The organism is Alteromonas sp. 5NW40-0090 (genome assembly GCF_057552975.1).
The window spans coordinates 101063-117508 of the sequence record NZ_BAAJLT010000005.1 but is presented as its reverse complement, the minus strand read 5'-3'; the positions used below and the strand labels follow the sequence as shown (position 1 = coordinate 117508).

Annotated in this window: 23 protein-coding genes; 2 read left to right on the top strand and 21 right to left on the bottom strand. The window is 41.4% G+C overall.

Annotated elements, in window-relative coordinates; all coding sequences use genetic code 11:
* Window positions 1-112 precede the first annotated feature (112 nt).
* Entirely contained in the window at window positions 113-850 is a 738-nt protein-coding gene (gene cysZ / locus AC27KT_RS07775; protein WP_487128822.1) for a sulfate transporter CysZ, read from the top strand.
* 35 nt (window positions 851-885) lie between these two features.
* On the opposite strand, the gene AC27KT_RS07770 is transcribed toward cysZ, so the two are convergent.
* Both AC27KT_RS07770 and nlpI read right to left on the bottom strand, forming a co-directional pair.
* Window positions 886-2550 carry an SEL1-like repeat protein gene (locus AC27KT_RS07770; protein WP_487128820.1) on the bottom strand — a complete coding sequence of 555 codons (1665 nt, stop codon included), beginning with the start codon at window positions 2548-2550 and terminating at the stop codon, window positions 886-888.
* 12 nt (window positions 2551-2562) lie between these two features.
* Window positions 2563-3465 (bottom strand): lipoprotein NlpI, encoded by a 903-nt coding sequence (nlpI, locus tag AC27KT_RS07765; RefSeq protein WP_487128818.1) that lies wholly within the window; start codon window positions 3463-3465, stop codon window positions 2563-2565.
* Window positions 3466-3534: 69 nt separating this feature from the next.
* Between nlpI and cdd the strand changes: the two genes are divergently transcribed.
* Complete coding sequence (gene cdd, locus AC27KT_RS07760; RefSeq protein WP_487128816.1) at window positions 3535-4008, top strand: cytidine deaminase; 474 nt, start codon at window positions 3535-3537, stop codon at window positions 4006-4008.
* 98 nt (window positions 4009-4106) lie between these two features.
* Here cdd and AC27KT_RS07755 read toward each other — a convergent pair whose 3' ends face one another.
* The 19 genes from AC27KT_RS07755 to AC27KT_RS07665 all read right to left on the bottom strand — a co-directional run bounded on the left by AC27KT_RS07755 (window position 4107) and on the right by AC27KT_RS07665 (window position 16391).
* Window positions 4107-4775 (bottom strand): hypothetical protein, encoded by a 669-nt coding sequence (locus AC27KT_RS07755; RefSeq protein WP_487128814.1) that lies wholly within the window; start codon window positions 4773-4775, stop codon window positions 4107-4109.
* 2 nt (window positions 4776-4777) lie between these two features.
* A complete protein-coding gene (locus AC27KT_RS07750; protein WP_487128812.1) occupies window positions 4778-5380 on the bottom strand; it encodes an RNA polymerase sigma factor in 603 nt (200 codons plus the stop codon).
* 9 nt (window positions 5381-5389) lie between these two features.
* Window positions 5390-6082, bottom strand: coding sequence for a TonB family protein (locus AC27KT_RS07745; protein WP_487128810.1), 693 nt, complete (start codon window positions 6080-6082; stop codon window positions 5390-5392).
* Window positions 6083-6404: 322 nt separating this feature from the next.
* Complete coding sequence (locus tag AC27KT_RS07740; RefSeq protein WP_487128808.1) at window positions 6405-6794, bottom strand: succinylglutamate desuccinylase/aspartoacylase family protein; 390 nt, start codon at window positions 6792-6794, stop codon at window positions 6405-6407.
* 378 nt (window positions 6795-7172) lie between these two features.
* Complete coding sequence (locus AC27KT_RS07735) at window positions 7173-7886, bottom strand: DUF4328 domain-containing protein (protein ID WP_487128806.1); 714 nt, start codon at window positions 7884-7886, stop codon at window positions 7173-7175.
* A gap of 146 nt (window positions 7887-8032) precedes the next feature.
* Window positions 8033-9082 (bottom strand): DUF2157 domain-containing protein, encoded by a 1050-nt coding sequence (locus AC27KT_RS07730; RefSeq protein ID WP_487128804.1) that lies wholly within the window; start codon window positions 9080-9082, stop codon window positions 8033-8035.
* 77 nt (window positions 9083-9159) lie between these two features.
* Window positions 9160-9417, bottom strand: coding sequence for a hypothetical protein (locus AC27KT_RS07725; protein ID WP_487128802.1), 258 nt, complete (start codon window positions 9415-9417; stop codon window positions 9160-9162).
* 266 nt (window positions 9418-9683) lie between these two features.
* Window positions 9684-10082 carry an MAPEG family protein gene (locus AC27KT_RS07720; protein WP_487128800.1) on the bottom strand — a complete coding sequence of 133 codons (399 nt, stop codon included), beginning with the start codon at window positions 10080-10082 and terminating at the stop codon, window positions 9684-9686.
* A 9-nt stretch (window positions 10083-10091) separates the two neighbouring features.
* Window positions 10092-10478, bottom strand: coding sequence for a tautomerase family protein (locus AC27KT_RS07715; RefSeq protein WP_487128798.1), 387 nt, complete (start codon window positions 10476-10478; stop codon window positions 10092-10094).
* An 89-nt stretch (window positions 10479-10567) separates the two neighbouring features.
* A complete protein-coding gene (locus AC27KT_RS07710; protein WP_487128796.1) occupies window positions 10568-11137 on the bottom strand; it encodes a hypothetical protein in 570 nt (189 codons plus the stop codon).
* A gap of 308 nt (window positions 11138-11445) precedes the next feature.
* The gene (locus AC27KT_RS07705) at window positions 11446-12042 is read right to left on the bottom strand and encodes a DUF998 domain-containing protein (RefSeq protein ID WP_487128794.1); all 597 of its coding nucleotides are present in this window, start codon (window positions 12040-12042) and stop codon (window positions 11446-11448) included.
* A 73-nt stretch (window positions 12043-12115) separates the two neighbouring features.
* Window positions 12116-12610 (bottom strand): AAA family ATPase, encoded by a 495-nt coding sequence (locus tag AC27KT_RS07700; protein WP_487128792.1) that lies wholly within the window; start codon window positions 12608-12610, stop codon window positions 12116-12118.
* Window positions 12611-12683: 73 nt separating this feature from the next.
* A complete protein-coding gene (locus AC27KT_RS07695; RefSeq protein WP_487128790.1) occupies window positions 12684-13532 on the bottom strand; it encodes a DUF1444 family protein in 849 nt (282 codons plus the stop codon).
* A 180-nt stretch (window positions 13533-13712) separates the two neighbouring features.
* Window positions 13713-13904, bottom strand: a complete 192-nt coding sequence (locus tag AC27KT_RS07690; protein ID WP_071951487.1) for a YHS domain-containing protein — start codon at window positions 13902-13904, stop codon at window positions 13713-13715.
* 65 nt (window positions 13905-13969) lie between these two features.
* Entirely contained in the window at window positions 13970-14347 is a 378-nt protein-coding gene (locus AC27KT_RS07685) for a hypothetical protein (RefSeq protein WP_487128788.1), read from the bottom strand.
* Window positions 14348-14450: 103 nt separating this feature from the next.
* Window positions 14451-14687, bottom strand: a complete 237-nt coding sequence (locus tag AC27KT_RS07680) for a hypothetical protein (RefSeq protein WP_487128786.1) — start codon at window positions 14685-14687, stop codon at window positions 14451-14453.
* Window positions 14688-14750: 63 nt separating this feature from the next.
* Entirely contained in the window at window positions 14751-15353 is a 603-nt protein-coding gene (locus tag AC27KT_RS07675; protein WP_487128784.1) for a GNAT family N-acetyltransferase, read from the bottom strand.
* Window positions 15354-15373: 20 nt separating this feature from the next.
* Window positions 15374-15823 (bottom strand): acyltransferase, encoded by a 450-nt coding sequence (locus AC27KT_RS07670; RefSeq protein WP_487128782.1) that lies wholly within the window; start codon window positions 15821-15823, stop codon window positions 15374-15376.
* Window positions 15824-15887: 64 nt separating this feature from the next.
* The gene (locus AC27KT_RS07665) at window positions 15888-16391 is read right to left on the bottom strand and encodes a zf-TFIIB domain-containing protein (RefSeq protein ID WP_487128780.1); all 504 of its coding nucleotides are present in this window, start codon (window positions 16389-16391) and stop codon (window positions 15888-15890) included.
* Between the last annotated feature and the right edge of the window lie 55 nt (window positions 16392-16446).

Genomic DNA, 16446 nt, shown 5'->3' with positions numbered 1-16446 from the left:
CTAACAGCTTGTAACAATTATCATTTCACTGAGTTAGGCAGAGAATACGCCAAGCGCGTATGATAGAGCAGATAGTTAACAAACACAGCGTTTCAAACGCGAAGGAGTACGAATGAGTTCAGGCGGTGTACATTATTTCTTTGAAGGCTTTTCGCTTATAAAAACCAAAGGATTAAAGCGTTTTGTTTTTGTACCCCTAACAATAAACTTAGTGCTTTTTTCTGTGGCTTTTTACTTCTTATTTGGCCAAATAGAAATGGGTATCGCTTATGTGATTGATCTTGTACCTGAATGGTTAGGCTGGATAAAAACAGCGATCAGCTTTTTCTTGTGGCCCCTAGCAGTCATTAGCGTATTGCTCATTTTCGCACTGATCTTTGGCACACTCGCAAACTGGATTGCAGCGCCGTTTAACGGTGTGTTATCAGAAAAGGTTGAGCGTCATTTAACGGGTCAAGATTTAGGTGACGAGGGCGTGATGTCTTTAGTTAAAGACATTCCTAGAACAGTAGGCCGCGAACTCACAAAGCTCGTTTGGTATTTACCTCGCGCTATTGGTTTTTTGTTATTGTTCTTTTTTCTGCCCATTATTGGGCAAGTCTTGTGGTTCTTATTTAACGCCTGGATGATGGCAATCCAATATTGCGACTACCCATACGATAATCACAAAGTAGATTTCACACGCATGCGCCTGCACCTTGGCGAACACAAAGGGAAAGCAATGACGTTTGGAATGATGGTGAATATATTCTCACTTATTCCAGTAGTTAACTTTATCGTTATGCCCGTAGCAATTTGTGGCGCAACGTCTATGTGGGTAAGAGAGCTTAAAGACACACTCGCCAAATAGTGGCGAGTGTGTAGTTTTAGTTTTGACTACTGCGGTTATTTACCGCCAGTAAACGCTTCGTATTCGGCTAACCAGTGTGCGGCTTCTTTTTGGTTGCCGCTATTGTGGAATGCCTGGAAGAAATTCATTGAAATAGGTCGCTGGGCATTTTGTTTTTTCAGCTGCTGCTGCCAAAGTACCAAATATAAAGGCGGGATCACGCCGCTATCGTGATGTTCCATAAAGGTAATTCTGCGGCTGGGCTTATAGCTGTTTTCTCCCAACACGGTGCACGTTTTGGCGCGAGCAATAATGGTTGCTGGATCTATCTCTAGCCAATTTTTTACCGTTTCGTGAGGTGCATACCAATACTCAGAGTCAACGATTAGGTTTGGTGGCGCAAAATCACTTATTCCATCTTCATTGCACAGCCTATTCGCCATGCCTTTGCCAATAGGATATTCGTCAGCGAAGCCAGCGAAATGTGCTAGCTCATGAACAAACACGGAATAAGCGTCACTGATGTCTAAATACATAACGCCGTTTTGAACATTTGCTTTACCCTGCTCTGCCACTACTACCGCGTGACTAAATTTCTGCTTTTTCGCAATGCTCGCTAAAGGAGTAATACTACAACCTAAGATCCCAGCATTTTTATAATCAGGATCGCAATTTAGTATATCGTGTTTAAGCCAAATGGGCGGCGCTAAGCATATGGAAAGGTTTTGTAGACGCGAGTCGTCATTAAATGAGTTATAAAGGCTGTGAGCGCGCATGATAGTAGCCAAACTGGTAGCAAAAGGCTGAATACGCTGAAGGCATTTCCCTTCATTTTCCCAGTCAAATGAAGGAGACTGCTTTAATGCTTGCTCTACAGAATACGGCGTGTAGAGATTGATGGCTTCTAAGGCTTTTTCCGCTTGAAGATGCCCTTTCTTCGCGGCAAAGCTAAAATGCTGCTTAGCCTCAGAAAATTCTCCTTCGTCCCACAGCAGGCGAGCATACTTAAATGCGCTTTGCATGTCTAAGGTCGCTGTCGCTGCGAGTAGCGGTTTCGCTAGTTGTTGCTGACCGTGTAGGATGTACCAATCGGCCAATGCGGCCTGTGCGGGTACGTAGTTTTGTGAAGCCGCGCGTACTAACCACTTCTCACGTTTTTCTGGCGAATCAGTAGACATTGCAAACGCAAGCTGAGCTTCTGCAACCTCGCCAAGCGCAGCTAAGCGCATGAAGCGTTGTGACGCGCCTTCTTCACCCAATATTTGGTACAGCAGCCATGCAGCGTCTGCATTTTCAAGATTAACTAGCTTTTCTAGAAAATAGGTCGCAGTGGCTTCATCAATATAATCAGTAGCATTGAAGCCTGCGTTATACGAACGCTCAAATTCACCGAGCAAGCGGGCCTGTGCATTTTCACTGCCCTGCTTTGCAGCTAACCAGAGTAGCGCTATTGCATCATGCTTAGGGTTATAGTAAGAATTATTGAAACGTTCGGTATTATCCGAAGTCTGAGCGTCAGGAGAAGATTCTGTGCTGTCCTGTTCCATGCCGTCGGCAGCATTTACTGAAGCAGAGCTCGCCTCTTCAGTTGGGTCGCTATCTGACACTAAGCTTGCTGGCGTAAGCACCTTGCTTGCATTAGCAATTAGCTGCGGTACATAGCGTCCGCTATCGCCCGCAACTATGAGCAGTGCGAACACTGCTAAAAATAAGCCTCGCATAACGCTTGCTGCTTACTCTTCGCTAACCAGATCGCTGCTAGCTAGTTCACGCAAACGGTTAAGTTCCATTCGTGCGTAGCGGTGTTCAACGTAATCAAACACATTGGTACTTAATGCAAGTTTAAAATAGTTTGATGCAATCCCGCTGTTGCCATTTTGGGTGTGAAACTTGCCTAAGTAAAAATACGCCTCACAAAGCCTATCTGTTAATGCTTTTTGGCTCTGCACGCCGTCTAACAACGAGTTAAGTACGTCGTTTTCATTAACGGTACCTAGAAACAAATCCACCAGCGCCGTTGCCCAGTGTTTGTTATCCAGCGTTGGTCGAATAGAGGCTAAATATCTCTGCCCTTCAAGTTCTGACACGTCATGATGAGCAAAGTAGGCCCACAGAGCACGAAATGGGTCGCTGTCGTCTTTCTCAAAAAAACGGTTTAGATCGTTAGTAGCAAGCTCTGCGCGACCACCGTAATAAAGCGCAATACCACGATTTAAGAACGCGAAATCGTATTCAGGATTAATTTCCAACGTAGAGTCAAATGCGTCGTAAGCCTGAATGAAGTCACTCTGCTGAATATAATGAATGCCCATAGAGTTATAGGCTTCTGCCAGATCTGGCTTTAAGTTGATCGCCTGGGTGTAATCAAACTGCGCTAAGCCAGCAAGACCCACACTGTCATATAGCATGCCTCGTTGAAAGTGCAGTTCGGCTTTGTCTTCATCCGAAAGTGCCGGGCTGGTAAGCACCTGATTATATCGAGCAATAGCCATTTCAGAACGAGGATTAATGGGCGCAGGTTCAGCTAAAAGCAAGTTTCCCATTTGTGGCTTTTCTGAAACAGGCGGTGTTTGCGCACAACCGGTTAAAATAGCAGCGAATAGAGAAAAAAAGATGAGACTAACGTTTCTGCACATGGTAAAAAAGCATTCTATAAAAAAAGAAAAAACCGCCTGAGTATTAAGTATACGCTTATTGCGGCGCTAATGCCGCCAACCTTCTCGCATTTGATGATAAAAGTAAAGCGTAATGGGCGGTTAACACAGGTAGCTATGAAGAAAAATAACTTAGAACAACTATCACAACTTGCATTTAACGCACAGAAAAACTCTCATTCACCCTATTCCAATTTTAAAGTTGGTGCTGCTGTGCTCACTCCTAGCGGCGAAGCCTTCTCTGGTTGTAATGTAGAAAGTGCTGCTTTTCCTTTGGGACAATGTGCCGAAGCCACGGCCATTGGGAATATGGTCACAAATGGACAAAACCGTATTTCACATATTGTTATTGCCAGCCCAAATGACGAGCTTTGCTTCCCTTGTGGCGGGTGCAGGCAGAAAATTGCTGAATTTGCCCCAGATGAAACCCCTGTCACTATGGTAAGTCAAAGTGGCGAGACATTCGAAACCACTATTGGTGAATTGTTGCCAAATGCCTTTAGGGCGCACGATTTAGACAAGTAAGTTGAATAACCATACCTTGCAACAAACGAGGCTAAGGCAGTTTTCACATCTACCAGCCTCGTTTCTTCGTTTCTATTCATCAATACAGCGCAAATATATCAGCACATCAAAGGCTTAGTAGACTGTTTGATAGACAGTATTCGTCCTTGACTATCGAATGCTAGCGCGACTTGTGTACCCACGTTAATATCCCCATCTATACGGCCATAAATATTTAACGATGCAATAAGGCGCTCAGAAACGACAACTTGCTGTTTTTCACAATTTACTAATAGCCAATAACCATCTTGTGATTGCAATGTAGCTGGCTGCTGGGTTACCGCTTTAGCAACTAAATTTCTCTCGACATATTGGCGAGTATAGGCATTGAAACGAGCTTGATAGTCGTTATTGAGATTATTAGCCAACAATTCATCTTCACCTTCAAAACCGTGATAATGAACAATATCTACGCTGTGTGCAGCAGTTTGCATACCTTGCGAGTGACGGCTTTGAAATGTTCCGATGTTGTACACACCTAGCATGGCAACAATAGCAAAAGCCACAGCGGTAAATCGAAGGGTTGATGACGCGAAATAGGCACGAAGGTACGAAGCCAATGCAGCGAACATACGCTCTGTCTCACTTCCGTTTGCTTTAAGCTTGTTATGTGCAAGCACATTGGCACGTACCCTTGCGTTTGCCATATCGGATGCTACATCGCCTTGTTTATGTAACTGCTGGCTGCGTCTGAACGCTTCTTGTAGCTCTTTATCTGAGATAGACATGATTACAATTTCTCCAGCATAGATTTAAGACTGTCCTTGGCATATCGAATTCGTGTTTTAACCGTTTCTTTTTCAGCACTGCATATATTGGCAATTTGCGACAAACTGAACCCCTCAAACTGTAATGAGAGTGCCTCTTTCTGTTTATAAGGCAATTGTTCTAAACAGGCTTTAAATAGGTCTTTTTCTAATCCATTAGCCACGTCTTCTTCGACCGAAGACTGTGCGTGTTTAATAAGCTCAGAAACAGTAAATTCATCTACAGTTTCGTTGCTATATTGAAGCTTGGAATTTCTACGAAACTCATCAATAAGCGCTCGTCTTCCAATGGTAAACAGCCATGCCTGAAAATTGTCGCCGCTTTTAAATAGATGGCGATTTTCAATGACCTTTATCCATGTACGTTGGCATACATCTTCCGCAATGCTGCTGTCGCTTAATACCTTAAGAAAATAAAATAGCTTGTGGCTGTGTAAATCAAAAAGTGCGGCTAACGATGCTTCATCACCTTTTGCGCTGTATTGCAGCATTAGCCTTTCACTCACTCCCAGCGCTTTTTCGCGCTTGCCTTGAAACAGGCTTTGCAAGCTTGCGCCTATACTCATAGGCTATCCTTATTGTTCTAATTTGAAATCTAATACTACAACCATACCTGGTTGACTAACAGGTTTACCGCCGTCCAGTTTGGGCTTGTACTTCCATTTATTAAGCGCGCGGCGTGCTGCTCTATCAAACACACGCTTGGGCTCAGAATCTAATACCTTTATATCAGATACAGCGCCGCTAGCACTTACCGTAAACCCAAGCTTTACCCAACCTTCAATACCGTCGCGACTTGCCTCTGGCGGGTACGTAGGATCAACCCTAAATTGAGGCGTAGCCTGCATATCTCCTTGTGCACTATTTAAATTTATTGATAAATTTAACGCAGTATTAGGAACCTGAGTATTTATTTCGAAATTACCTGGGCCTTCATTTGGCTCAGGATCAATCTCGACTACTTTTTGCGGCGGCGTTTTAATGACTTGCTCAATTGGCGCAATGGGCTTTCTTGTAATAGTCTGTTCTTCTTCAGGCTGATAAATGACGGGTTCAAAAAGCACGGGCGGCGCTTCGTTGATATTCACCCTATCTTGCCTTATCATCTCTGCCATCAAAACGAATAGACCAGCGGTTACAGTACCACCAGCAAGAGCAATAGTGGCAAGGCTTATAGCCCGTTTGTGGAAAGGCGCTTTTGCAAAAGGTAGTACGCTGTGTTGTACCAAATCTTGCGAATTAGCGCTTGGTAGAATTGTTGTTTGCATGTTGTTCCCCCTTTTTTCAGTAAACGGAGGAACATAAGTAAAGGGGTGAAAATATTTATTGTTTTTCTACAATTGCTCTTGCAGTTTCTATAGCAAGCTTGGCAGGACTATTTGTCCTTACCCTCATCTTGGCGCTTATTTAGTTTCGCTGCTGCCATAAAGCCAACAATAAAGATACCGAAAATAACCACGCCTACCCAAATCAATACGTTCAAAAGAAAGTCCATCTTGTTCCCTAATCACAGTTTTGTTTCTTAACTTTAACATTTATTTTATTGAGTAGGCGAATTAGATTATCGAGCCAGTTTACTTAGTGAATATGTTATTCAGACATCTCTACACCAATAGCCATTACAGACTGACCATCTTTAATGGCTGGCATTTGATTAACCATCATTACGGTGCCATCAACAGGCGATTTGAGGGACTCAATAAGATTACCAAAATAGTCAGTGACCGTACCAATATCCTGCCCAGTTGACACTTTATCACCTATCACCACTGAGGCTTTAAAGAAACCGGTGTTTGAGCTTTTTGGATATTTTATAGCTTCGTAGATAATAGGCTCGGGGTGCGCCTTTGGCTTTTCTGGCAACATTTTTAGAAAGTACATAGCGTTCTTTGCCACTTCTAGCGCTTTTGCTACAGACTCTTCATCTGTCTGCGCTAAGCGCCCTATTTCGGTAGTAAGACCGGGCTTTCCCCTTGTCATCGCTGTGTTAGGGTATGAAATTGAATTATTAGGATCTCTTGGGCCGTCGCTTTTTCCGTTAATAACGGTTACTGGCAGGGCAATATGCTTTCAGTAGCAAGGTAGGACGCTTTTTCACCCGTTTGGGTGGTCACGCCCATCAATTCATAAGGTTTATTTGTAGCATTAAGGCTTAACGGGGAACAGAGGGAAACAAGAACACCGGCTAACGCTTTCTTCTTAAACAACATACTTAAAAACTCATTGGAAAATTACGCACTAGTAGTGATAGAACGTTTTATCTTAATCAATAACACGTATTTTAAAACACCGTTCCCAAAAAATACCCGCCATAAGCGGGTATTTCGTTAGTCTATCGAAATAAGAAGCTGGTCAACTTCACTTTGCTGATTCTAGGCCTGAAACTTCATCAGTTTCTGGCTGTTCACTAGTTTGCTCGCGCATTGCTAGCTGCGCAGCAGAGACTTTTTTTATTAATAACCATGTGACTAATGCTAGAGGAATTGAAATAACTTCTGATGCCTGTGAGACTAAGTTCACATTCATAATTTCAGAGATTTCTTCCGCCCTTCTGGACATTCGAAATACCGCCTGACCCACTATGCTGTTCGCAATCCAGAAAAACCACCAAATGCCTAAGATTGAGCTCACTTTTTCAACTGGCCAATTTGACGGGTTTTGGCTAGCCTGCCAGATTTCTTTCATTGCTTGGTAGGGCTTCCAAAGAGAAACAATGGGAATGAAATAAAAACCTATCGACCAGCCTGGTGAAAACGCCATATCTTTCGCACCAAATTGACGCGCATTTTGATTTGCTCGATAAATCCAGTTTAAAATCAAAATACCAGAAATGATAAACACTGCTAGATAAGAAAATGCAATAACCTGCTGCCTTTTATCATTAGCCTCTGCATCAGCTACCGCCATTTCTTGGCTAAAGTAAACGCCGTTCTGAAAGTCTGTTAAAAGTTGGTACTCCATTAAGTTCGAGCCAATAGCGACAAATGCCAGAACCACTTGCACCACGAGCAAGTACTTAATCCACGCCATAATGTTTCTAGGGTCTTTAAATTCTTCTTTTTTATCTGACATTTCTATTTACTGCCTTGCGTCTTTGCCACTTTTCTAAGATCATTTATCTGCTCTCGCCGAGGCTATTGTTTATGTTTATTATTCGATACCTACTGCTATCAGAATTAAAGAGCGTTTATTTACTCTCTAGCGTTTAATAAAGTTTTTCATTTTAGTTTGTTCTCTAAGAGTTCTTGAAAGGACTTTGGCAAAACATTACGGGCTTTACCTGTGATCCTAACTTCATTTTTTTGCCATAATATTCCCGCATATACCACGCCTAAACCAATAGCCGTTAAGGCAACAGGAAAGAGCCAACTGTCTCTAAACACACTCGAGGCCAAGTGCCCTAAATAGAAACAGCAGCCTAACGCACCAAATATCACAAATACTTTTCGAACCAATAATGCGCCTAGCCCTACCATGACTAGGTTTATACAGAAATAGAAAAACTTTGAAACTTCGCTGTCTGAGTTTTGGCTAGTGAGCCCGCCCCAAAACGCAATAACGCCGAATAAATATAACCAAAATGCGTAGTCGGCAGTGTGCCTTGACCGCAAGTCAACCCAAAAAGCCAGTAAGGTCATAAACATGCCGAAGTACATGGATACTTTTGCGCGAAATTCCCATGTGTAGGAATTCCACATATCGTCTTGGTCGATGAGAAACATGACAGCATCCATACTGATGTACCACAGTGTTACTGCTATAGGCATTATCAAAAACGGATACTTGTAGCGCCAAGCTACTATCATGCTGGTCACCAATGTGCCTAGTTCCATGTACAACCACAGCCATTTAACGCGTGTATGAAACTGTCGATAGACTGTATCGTCCTCGGGCCAAAGGCCAAGCCATTGCTGAAAACCGTAGATAGCAAGCGGTGTTAAACACACTACAAAAGTTGCGCAAATACCAGCAGGAATAATAAGATTTTTATTTGCTAAAGAGTTCGCCATCTTTAACCCTACACCAGCGTAGAGCAATGATATGAAGATGATCCCCAGCCCCCCAAACTCTTCCCACCCTAAATTCATAAATAAAGTCATGGCGCCAATAGCAATAAGGCCGCCCAGATAATAAAGAATATGAGTAAAGGTGAAAGCGGGATCATGCTGGCTTTCTGCCTGAAAGAAGTTGTAGAGGTCAACGCCCTGCTGTTCAGAGATAATATTCTTCGCGACTGCTTTTTGAATACTTGTTTTCGATACTTCCATGTACTTCTCTGAGTTAGCTTGTAGAAAATAGAACTTTTACTTTACTGGGTTACAAGTGAAAAGCCAGCCTAGAGAAGTTACAGAGTATTACTCGTCGCTTTTTCGTAAGCCTTCTCAGATTTGTTCCATGTTAAGTGGCCAAAAGCGATACCTGCAATGGGAAAAATGATCAAAGCAATGGTTGGGCGTACCCAGATATTCTGTGATGGTTCGATAAGTTCCATCAATACGGACCAGAGGATAGCCGTTGTGACGCCCCACCCCAAAATACCGTTTACTAAAACGAAGCGCTGTTTTCCCTTCTCTCGTATTTTGGCCCACTTATCCATGTTCATTGTAAATACCCTTTTTCAATGTTAAGCAATCAGCACAAGGCAGACCAAGACAACGGCTAAGCTAACAAAACCAACAGCGAAAGTTCTTCCTTCGTCTCTACCCGCTCGCGGGTATTTGCCAAATGTTAGAAGCTAAAGCACCACATGGCCTGTACTTTTTATAACTAATTCAATGATTGCTTCTACCACTATCCACTTAAGCATTCGAAGTACAAAGCGGCCCAGCGGTTCTAAAACGTCTTCCATAACTTTAATGCTCTTGATTCTTACATATGCTCGATAACAAGCAAAGCCCACATTGCCAAAACAGCAACAAAATTGACGGTAAAAACCATACCACGCAATCTGATATTGTAGGTAAATATTTGAACAATGCTGTGTAGCACTCTGCCAATTACAAATACCCAAGCCAAGTAGATTTGCACATTATCTATTGGCTCATCCTTTGCGATAAGCAATACAATGGCAATGTAAAAAAATAGTGGCCACTCAAATTGATTGCTTAGGTTCGCGCTGATTTTAGGCTGAATATTGCCGAAGGGATTTGAACCATCTTTTCTTTGCCCCACTCCCCACACGACTGGTGCGCGAGCTATAGTGAGTAATGCATAAAGTACAAAACAAAGAAGTACATGCGTAAATAGTGGAAGTATTAAACTGAACATATTAATGCGCTACACGTTCACTTTATACTTTAAATCAAAGGCTTCATCACCTGTCATTCCACGGAAACCCCACTGATATTTTTCTTGTTCTTTAATCGTAATCTCGATATCTACAGGCGAGATCCCTAACTCTAGCTCAATTTGTTTAAATAATGCTTTTATCAGTGACTTTTGCGTGTGTATTTCTCGCCCTTTCATCATGTTTATTTCGATAACTGTGTATGCCTCGGTTCTATCGTCAGGGTAAAAGAAGTCGTCTTTTGACAGCGGCACAAAACGATGCGCTCTTTTAGTTTCAGGCAAGCCTAAAACTGTTTGCATACAAGAATGAATAACATCTGAAAGTTTGTGTTTTATTGGGTTTAATTGTTTGTCTATGCCATAGATTACGATCACGTTGCCGTCCTTTGCGTTTATTGAATAACTAACGGAGTTTTAAATTTTTTTTCATACCCGTGCTACTTCGACTATTTCACTTTTTTACATTAACCCAGCTTTACTTCAAATATGGTTTCGCTCTCCTTTTCTATGGAACCATTTGGACCGAAAAGTATGCTGTAGTAACGCAAACGTTCATTTAACGCCTCTGCTATTAGCACTCCAGTTAATGCAGGTTGCGGCCAAATTGAATTGTGTGCAGAAATCATTTCGGACCACCTTCTGGTTAAGAGTTCTTTATAACCACCATTTTTCCAGTCACCCGGTATATCGCTCCATTCTGCACAAGTAATTAGCACTTTTAGCGGGGCTGAAAGGCAACATAACTTTCTCATTTCGTGCTCAGCGTCAAGCGCAACATTTTCCGACTCAATGAAAATCAGTGGAACATCTGTTCCATTTCTAGATTTTCGACAAAATGTATAGTCAATTTTGAAGAGCTCTTTTTTGTAATTTAAGCCCATTTTACGAGAAAGTGGCTCTAAAATAGTATCTTCATAGAGGCGAGTACGATTCCTCGATGTCTTCCAAGACTCATTGAATTGAGAAACAGGTAAAGCTTCTAAACTTTTAACGAAGGAAGATCTAAACTCATCCCAAAGTAAGTGCAGTGCCATTTAAATCCTTATGTTAAGTTTTAAAAGCTCGACAATTTATATAGCTAGCTTCTTTCAAAAAATACTCTAACTCATTTTTTATTGACCGTATCAGCTAAATTATGTTGATTGAATAATGATAGCTTTGCAAATGATTGAAGTGCTGACAGTACGAGCAGTACTTCTAGTATAAATAACCACTCGTGCTTTTCATCACCATAGTCATTGATAGAGTTCGAGGAGGAATAGTAAAACCACCACCAAAGAGATGCTAAACATAAGAACGCTAGAGGGATAGAGCTTTTAAAGCGAGTGTTCATTGCACGGCTCTATAAAATCATGAATATCGAGTAGATTAACAGCCAAAGAATTTGGCAGCCGTAACTTAGGCGTTGATAAAGCCCTGGTACAGTTTTTCGTTCAAGGGATTTGGCTAGTTTATAAGAAAAGAAAACGCAGCCAATAACGCTCGATGCAGACAAAATCCTCAGCGACCAAGAATAGTAGCTAGAGAAAGTAACGATCAGCGGCGCCACGATAAACGAAACTAACATTATTAGCCCTGACCACGTATGAATTTTACAACTTTTACAAGGTGTTGTTGTATATGGGTCGGCGTCCATTGGGAAGTAGCCACAAACCCAAGTACAGATACCATGTATTATCGTCATTGCACCGATAACCATAGTTGGCATATGTCCTAGATGTGAGTTAATGAGGTAATACCCAAATAGAGCGAATAATAAGCCTAACGGGTAATTATTAATTGCAGGTGAAAGTTTCTGCGTTGGACTACCAAATGCGCCAAGTTCACTACAAAACTGCTTCGTATGGCTATAGTTTGGATAGAAACGAGAAGCGATGTAAATACCTAATACTATCCAAACCGATGCGGCTATCCCCGTAAAAGATAAAAAGCTACCCAAATTAATGTCCTCCTTGATTTTATTGCGCTTACAGTAATTAAGCGAAGTCCCTATTCATAAGCCGAATAACGTTTTAATCGGCTTGGTGCTGAATATTTTGCGTTATCATTTTTTTATTGGCGCTATAGTTTTCATAAAACTGCTGGTGTGCAGTATAAGAGAACGTATCGTCTCTTTTTGTATATTGGCCAATCCAGTCTATCAACATGGGTAAATTATCATCTTGCGCTTGTTTGGTATCGTATTTATGGGGCTCCCAAGGTCTTGCTTTCGCGTTTGCAATACACGACTCAATGGGTAAATTCATAAATACTATTTCTGTAGACTGGGCTTCTACAAGCTTAAGCAGATCTGTGTAACACCCTTCGATTACCCAAGTCTCATTAGAAGCAGTAAAAGCCTGTATCTCTTGGTCCGACTCTTCAATGGGCTTTCTTTCAGGCGGGCTAGTGGGTTTCCATGCAAGGGTATCGAGATCCAAATGTGATAAGTTGTGAGTTTCACACAAACGGCGCGCTAGCGTAGATTTGCCGGAACCGGAATTTCCGAATATTAAAATTTTAGCCAAGGTGTTTTCCTTAATTCGTTAGCAGAAGGTGTCAAGAAACACTGATCACTCTATCGCCGTTAACCTGCTACTCCTAAAACTTAACCCATTTATCTTCTTTGCGAATAAACCCAATGTTAGACACGGGATGTGGCCAGTGATTATCTGGGTTATGCACGATCTCTCTCACCGTCTCTAAACTTTCCACATCCTCTGAGCCCGTTACAATTACAACGTCTCTAGAGGGCACATAAACTACTATATCGCCTTTCACAGGAAAGTTTTCTTTTGACCATAGCGCGTCATACATTAAAAAAGACGCTTCATAAGTACCATCGGCCACAACCATCGAGATGGTCGAAGGGTCACCTTTAATTTGTAGTGACTCAACAGTATTCATCAAATTTGACAATGAAAGGCCTCTAAGGTCTTTTGGCTCTACACCTAAGTTAGCAATGTCTTCTTTTGGCATAAACTTAATAGAAGAAGGCGTATCAATGGCATAAAGAATATAAAGAACGTCATTTAACTTTTCATAAAAGAAAGGAAACTCACCTTCTTTATTTTTGCTCATTAATTCCGTTATGTGGTTAATATAACCTGTATCTTTAATAACGGGGACGATATGAGCTTTCTCCATATTGGCCTTAACGTCACTACTGTTTTTCGTTAACGCACTAATATACGACTCTATAATTACGTCGAGCTCTTCGGGGTCAGAAAGGTAATTCATATAAGCGTTATCGAGATAAGCGGTAGACGTACCTCCACCACTATAAGTCATCTCAATCTCTAGACGACCTTTTATATCCGCGCTTACAACCTCAGTTTTGGTGATAACTGCGTCCGCATATCTTCGAGTAAACGCGCTTTCATTTAAAATGCTTTCGGCAAAAGCACTACTAATAAAAAAACTCACAAACGCTAATATGAATATTTTCATTTCACTCACATATTTCCTTATTAATTGTATAGCCTACGACTTCCTTTTTTGATCTAACCTGGCAATGATGAACTGCTTGAACGACGTGTCTGCTTGCTCTTGATACGGTAACATACGCAGGGTTCGATTTTATTATTTACATTCATGCCTGCTAGTACGCGTTAACCAAATCCAAACTTTTTACTTCCCAAACTTTTCTTTTATTAGCACATCAAAATACTGAGTATCGTTCGGGCTTGCTTGGAAGTTTTTAGCAAAATCGCTGCTACACCCAGGATTACAAAAGCCTACCGTATAGCCACGATAATCGGTTAGCGAATCAGGTTTTACTGGTTTGCCAGATCTAGGACAGAACTTGTTAATGGGCTCCATTGCTTTTCCTTAAAAGGTACTTACCACATTGCTTTCAAATTCCAAATGAACGAGCGCAAGGTTCACTACTTACCATGATTAAAGTGAAAAAGTTCGCCGATTGCCCATCCAATTGATATAGCGGCTATATAAGCGATTGGGCTGTATAAAATCAAAAGGCCAGCACCAATATTCGCGCCACCACCAACATACAAAAAAATCTGCCCGTAACTAGCAGATGTCACTAACAATGCAGCTAAAGTCATAAAGAGAAGGCTTCGCTGGCTCAGTTTTTTGTTAAAGACCCCTAAAACAGCAAGTACTATAAAAGGCAAACCGGGCAATATGCCCCAATATAATAAATTAAGAGATGACGTGGACCCGCCACCAGCTATGAAAGCAGTTAATGAAAGTATGGCACCACCTAGAGTGTTAAACGATAACAAAGCAATTCTACTGTTCATATATAAACCTAAATCCTTTTAACCTTGCAGAGTAAAAATTCGACGAAAAGCATACGCTTTTTTAACGCTTACATCGTGAATCACCCTTTCACAACAAGAAGCCCTATTTTCGCTGCGCGTCTTTTCGGTTTAAGTCGTTACACAACTGGCAGTCGATGTTCTCTTTAAAATTGTATGCACGACGGGTGGCAAATATGGCTATGGAAATAAAGGCCCAGGTTAGTCCAAATGTTACAGAGTAAGAAACTGTTTGACCTTTAATATATTGAACGCTAGAAAACAAAGCAGACAATATGGGAAAAGCAATACTGTACTGAAAAATCCATTTCTTAATTGGCATCTAAGCTCTCCTTTTTCATATGTTTCACGCTACGCATGCCATTCATCAGAATAACGTGCTTTGTTAGCTTTTCATTGAGAGCTTAAAAGTTAAGTTCTCTTTAACAGCCAGCCACTCTGTATTAATGATTGAAAACACAACGGTGTCTCTATAACCACCATTTGGCAATCTTTGATGATTCCTAAGTACACCGTCTTGTTTTGCCCCTAAACGAGCGATAGCGGCACGTGAAGCTTGATTTTGCCAGCTTGTCCTAAACTCTACCGCGATAGCATTGAGAGTTTCAAATGCATGAGTGAGCAGAAGTAGCTTACATTCGGTGTTGCATGAGGTTTTTTGGTATGCCTTACTGTACCAAGTATAGCCAATTTCCACTCTCTGATTAATATGGTCAGCATTACAAAAGCGCGTTGAGCCAATAACCTTCCCACTCGCTTTTTGTATCACTACAAAAGGTAACGATAGCCCTTTGTCTTTCTGCTCTAGTGCAGTCGCAATATATTCACTAATAGTTTCAGCATTTGGTACTGATGTGAACCATAGCTTCCACAATTCACCGTCCGTCGCTGCATTCACTAAGGCGTCAGCATGTGCCATTGTTAAGGGAGTAAGCGTTATATTTTCAGATTCTAATTCTACGTCTTTGAACCACACATCACTTTCCATATCTTATTAGTTGTATGTTGTTAAGCATACAAGGTTTCCAAAAAGTACGTTATACCTAGCGAGACGAAAATAAACGACGCATTAGTTAATGCGCGGACAGGCCAACTAACCTGACCGTACGATATCCCAGCCCATTTAGAAAAAATAACTATTAATCCCATTAACCCAAACCACGGCGTGAAGAAAAGAATGATTTTCCACTTAACAATTGATACAGCGATATTGTGAAGCGCTCCACTAAAAAGAAATGTGGTAAAGGTAGCTAAAGAAATGGGCAAAAAATTCGCAAGCGGACGTAGAATATTACGCGATAAATAATAACCCCAGATAGGGTTCCAATGATTCCAAAACGCTGGAAAAGAAGAAGCACCAAAAGACCTGGAAAGCATGTTCTTCATTGAATCACTTGCCCCCAATGACACGCCATTTCGTTTTTTAACATATTGCGCAAGAGACAGTGTGCTTTTCATTGAACGTTAGCCCCGAAATGAGTACTCTTTTTACGAACGAGTATATATCTATGGGTAGTTGAACCTACCAACTGTTTGAGATGTATGATGCTAAATCTAAAAAAGCATCGACCTTGTCTCGGCGTTTGTTCCAGTTATCATGAGTATGAGGCATGCCCTTCACCTCGATCCTTTCATGTTTTTTCATTAGCTCTATTCTTAAAAGTGCGCGTTCTTTTTCATTCAGCATTAATGACTGTATTTTTTCTAGTTCGCCAGTGTCTAACCAAATTGCTCCACAGCTTGGGCACTCATCTATCTCTACCGCATGTAGCGGGCTATAGTACCTGCGCAACATCACGGTATCAGGGCATTTGGGACAGGAAATCCGTTTATTTAAAGAGTCGAGCTCGTTATGAAACTGGCTAAGGTGCTTTGCTAACACACTCCCTCTTTTTTCTTGCGGATTTTCAAAGTCACTTAATGTTTGATTTTCGAGTAAGACACCGCCACATGCTTTGCTGTAATAAACCGGAACTTTACCAACTGTGACTCTTTTTAGCGGTGTTTGCGTTCTTGGACACATCATTTTTAGAGACTACCTTTATTCTTTGTTTATTGTGAGTTGATAAAATTAGTTTATA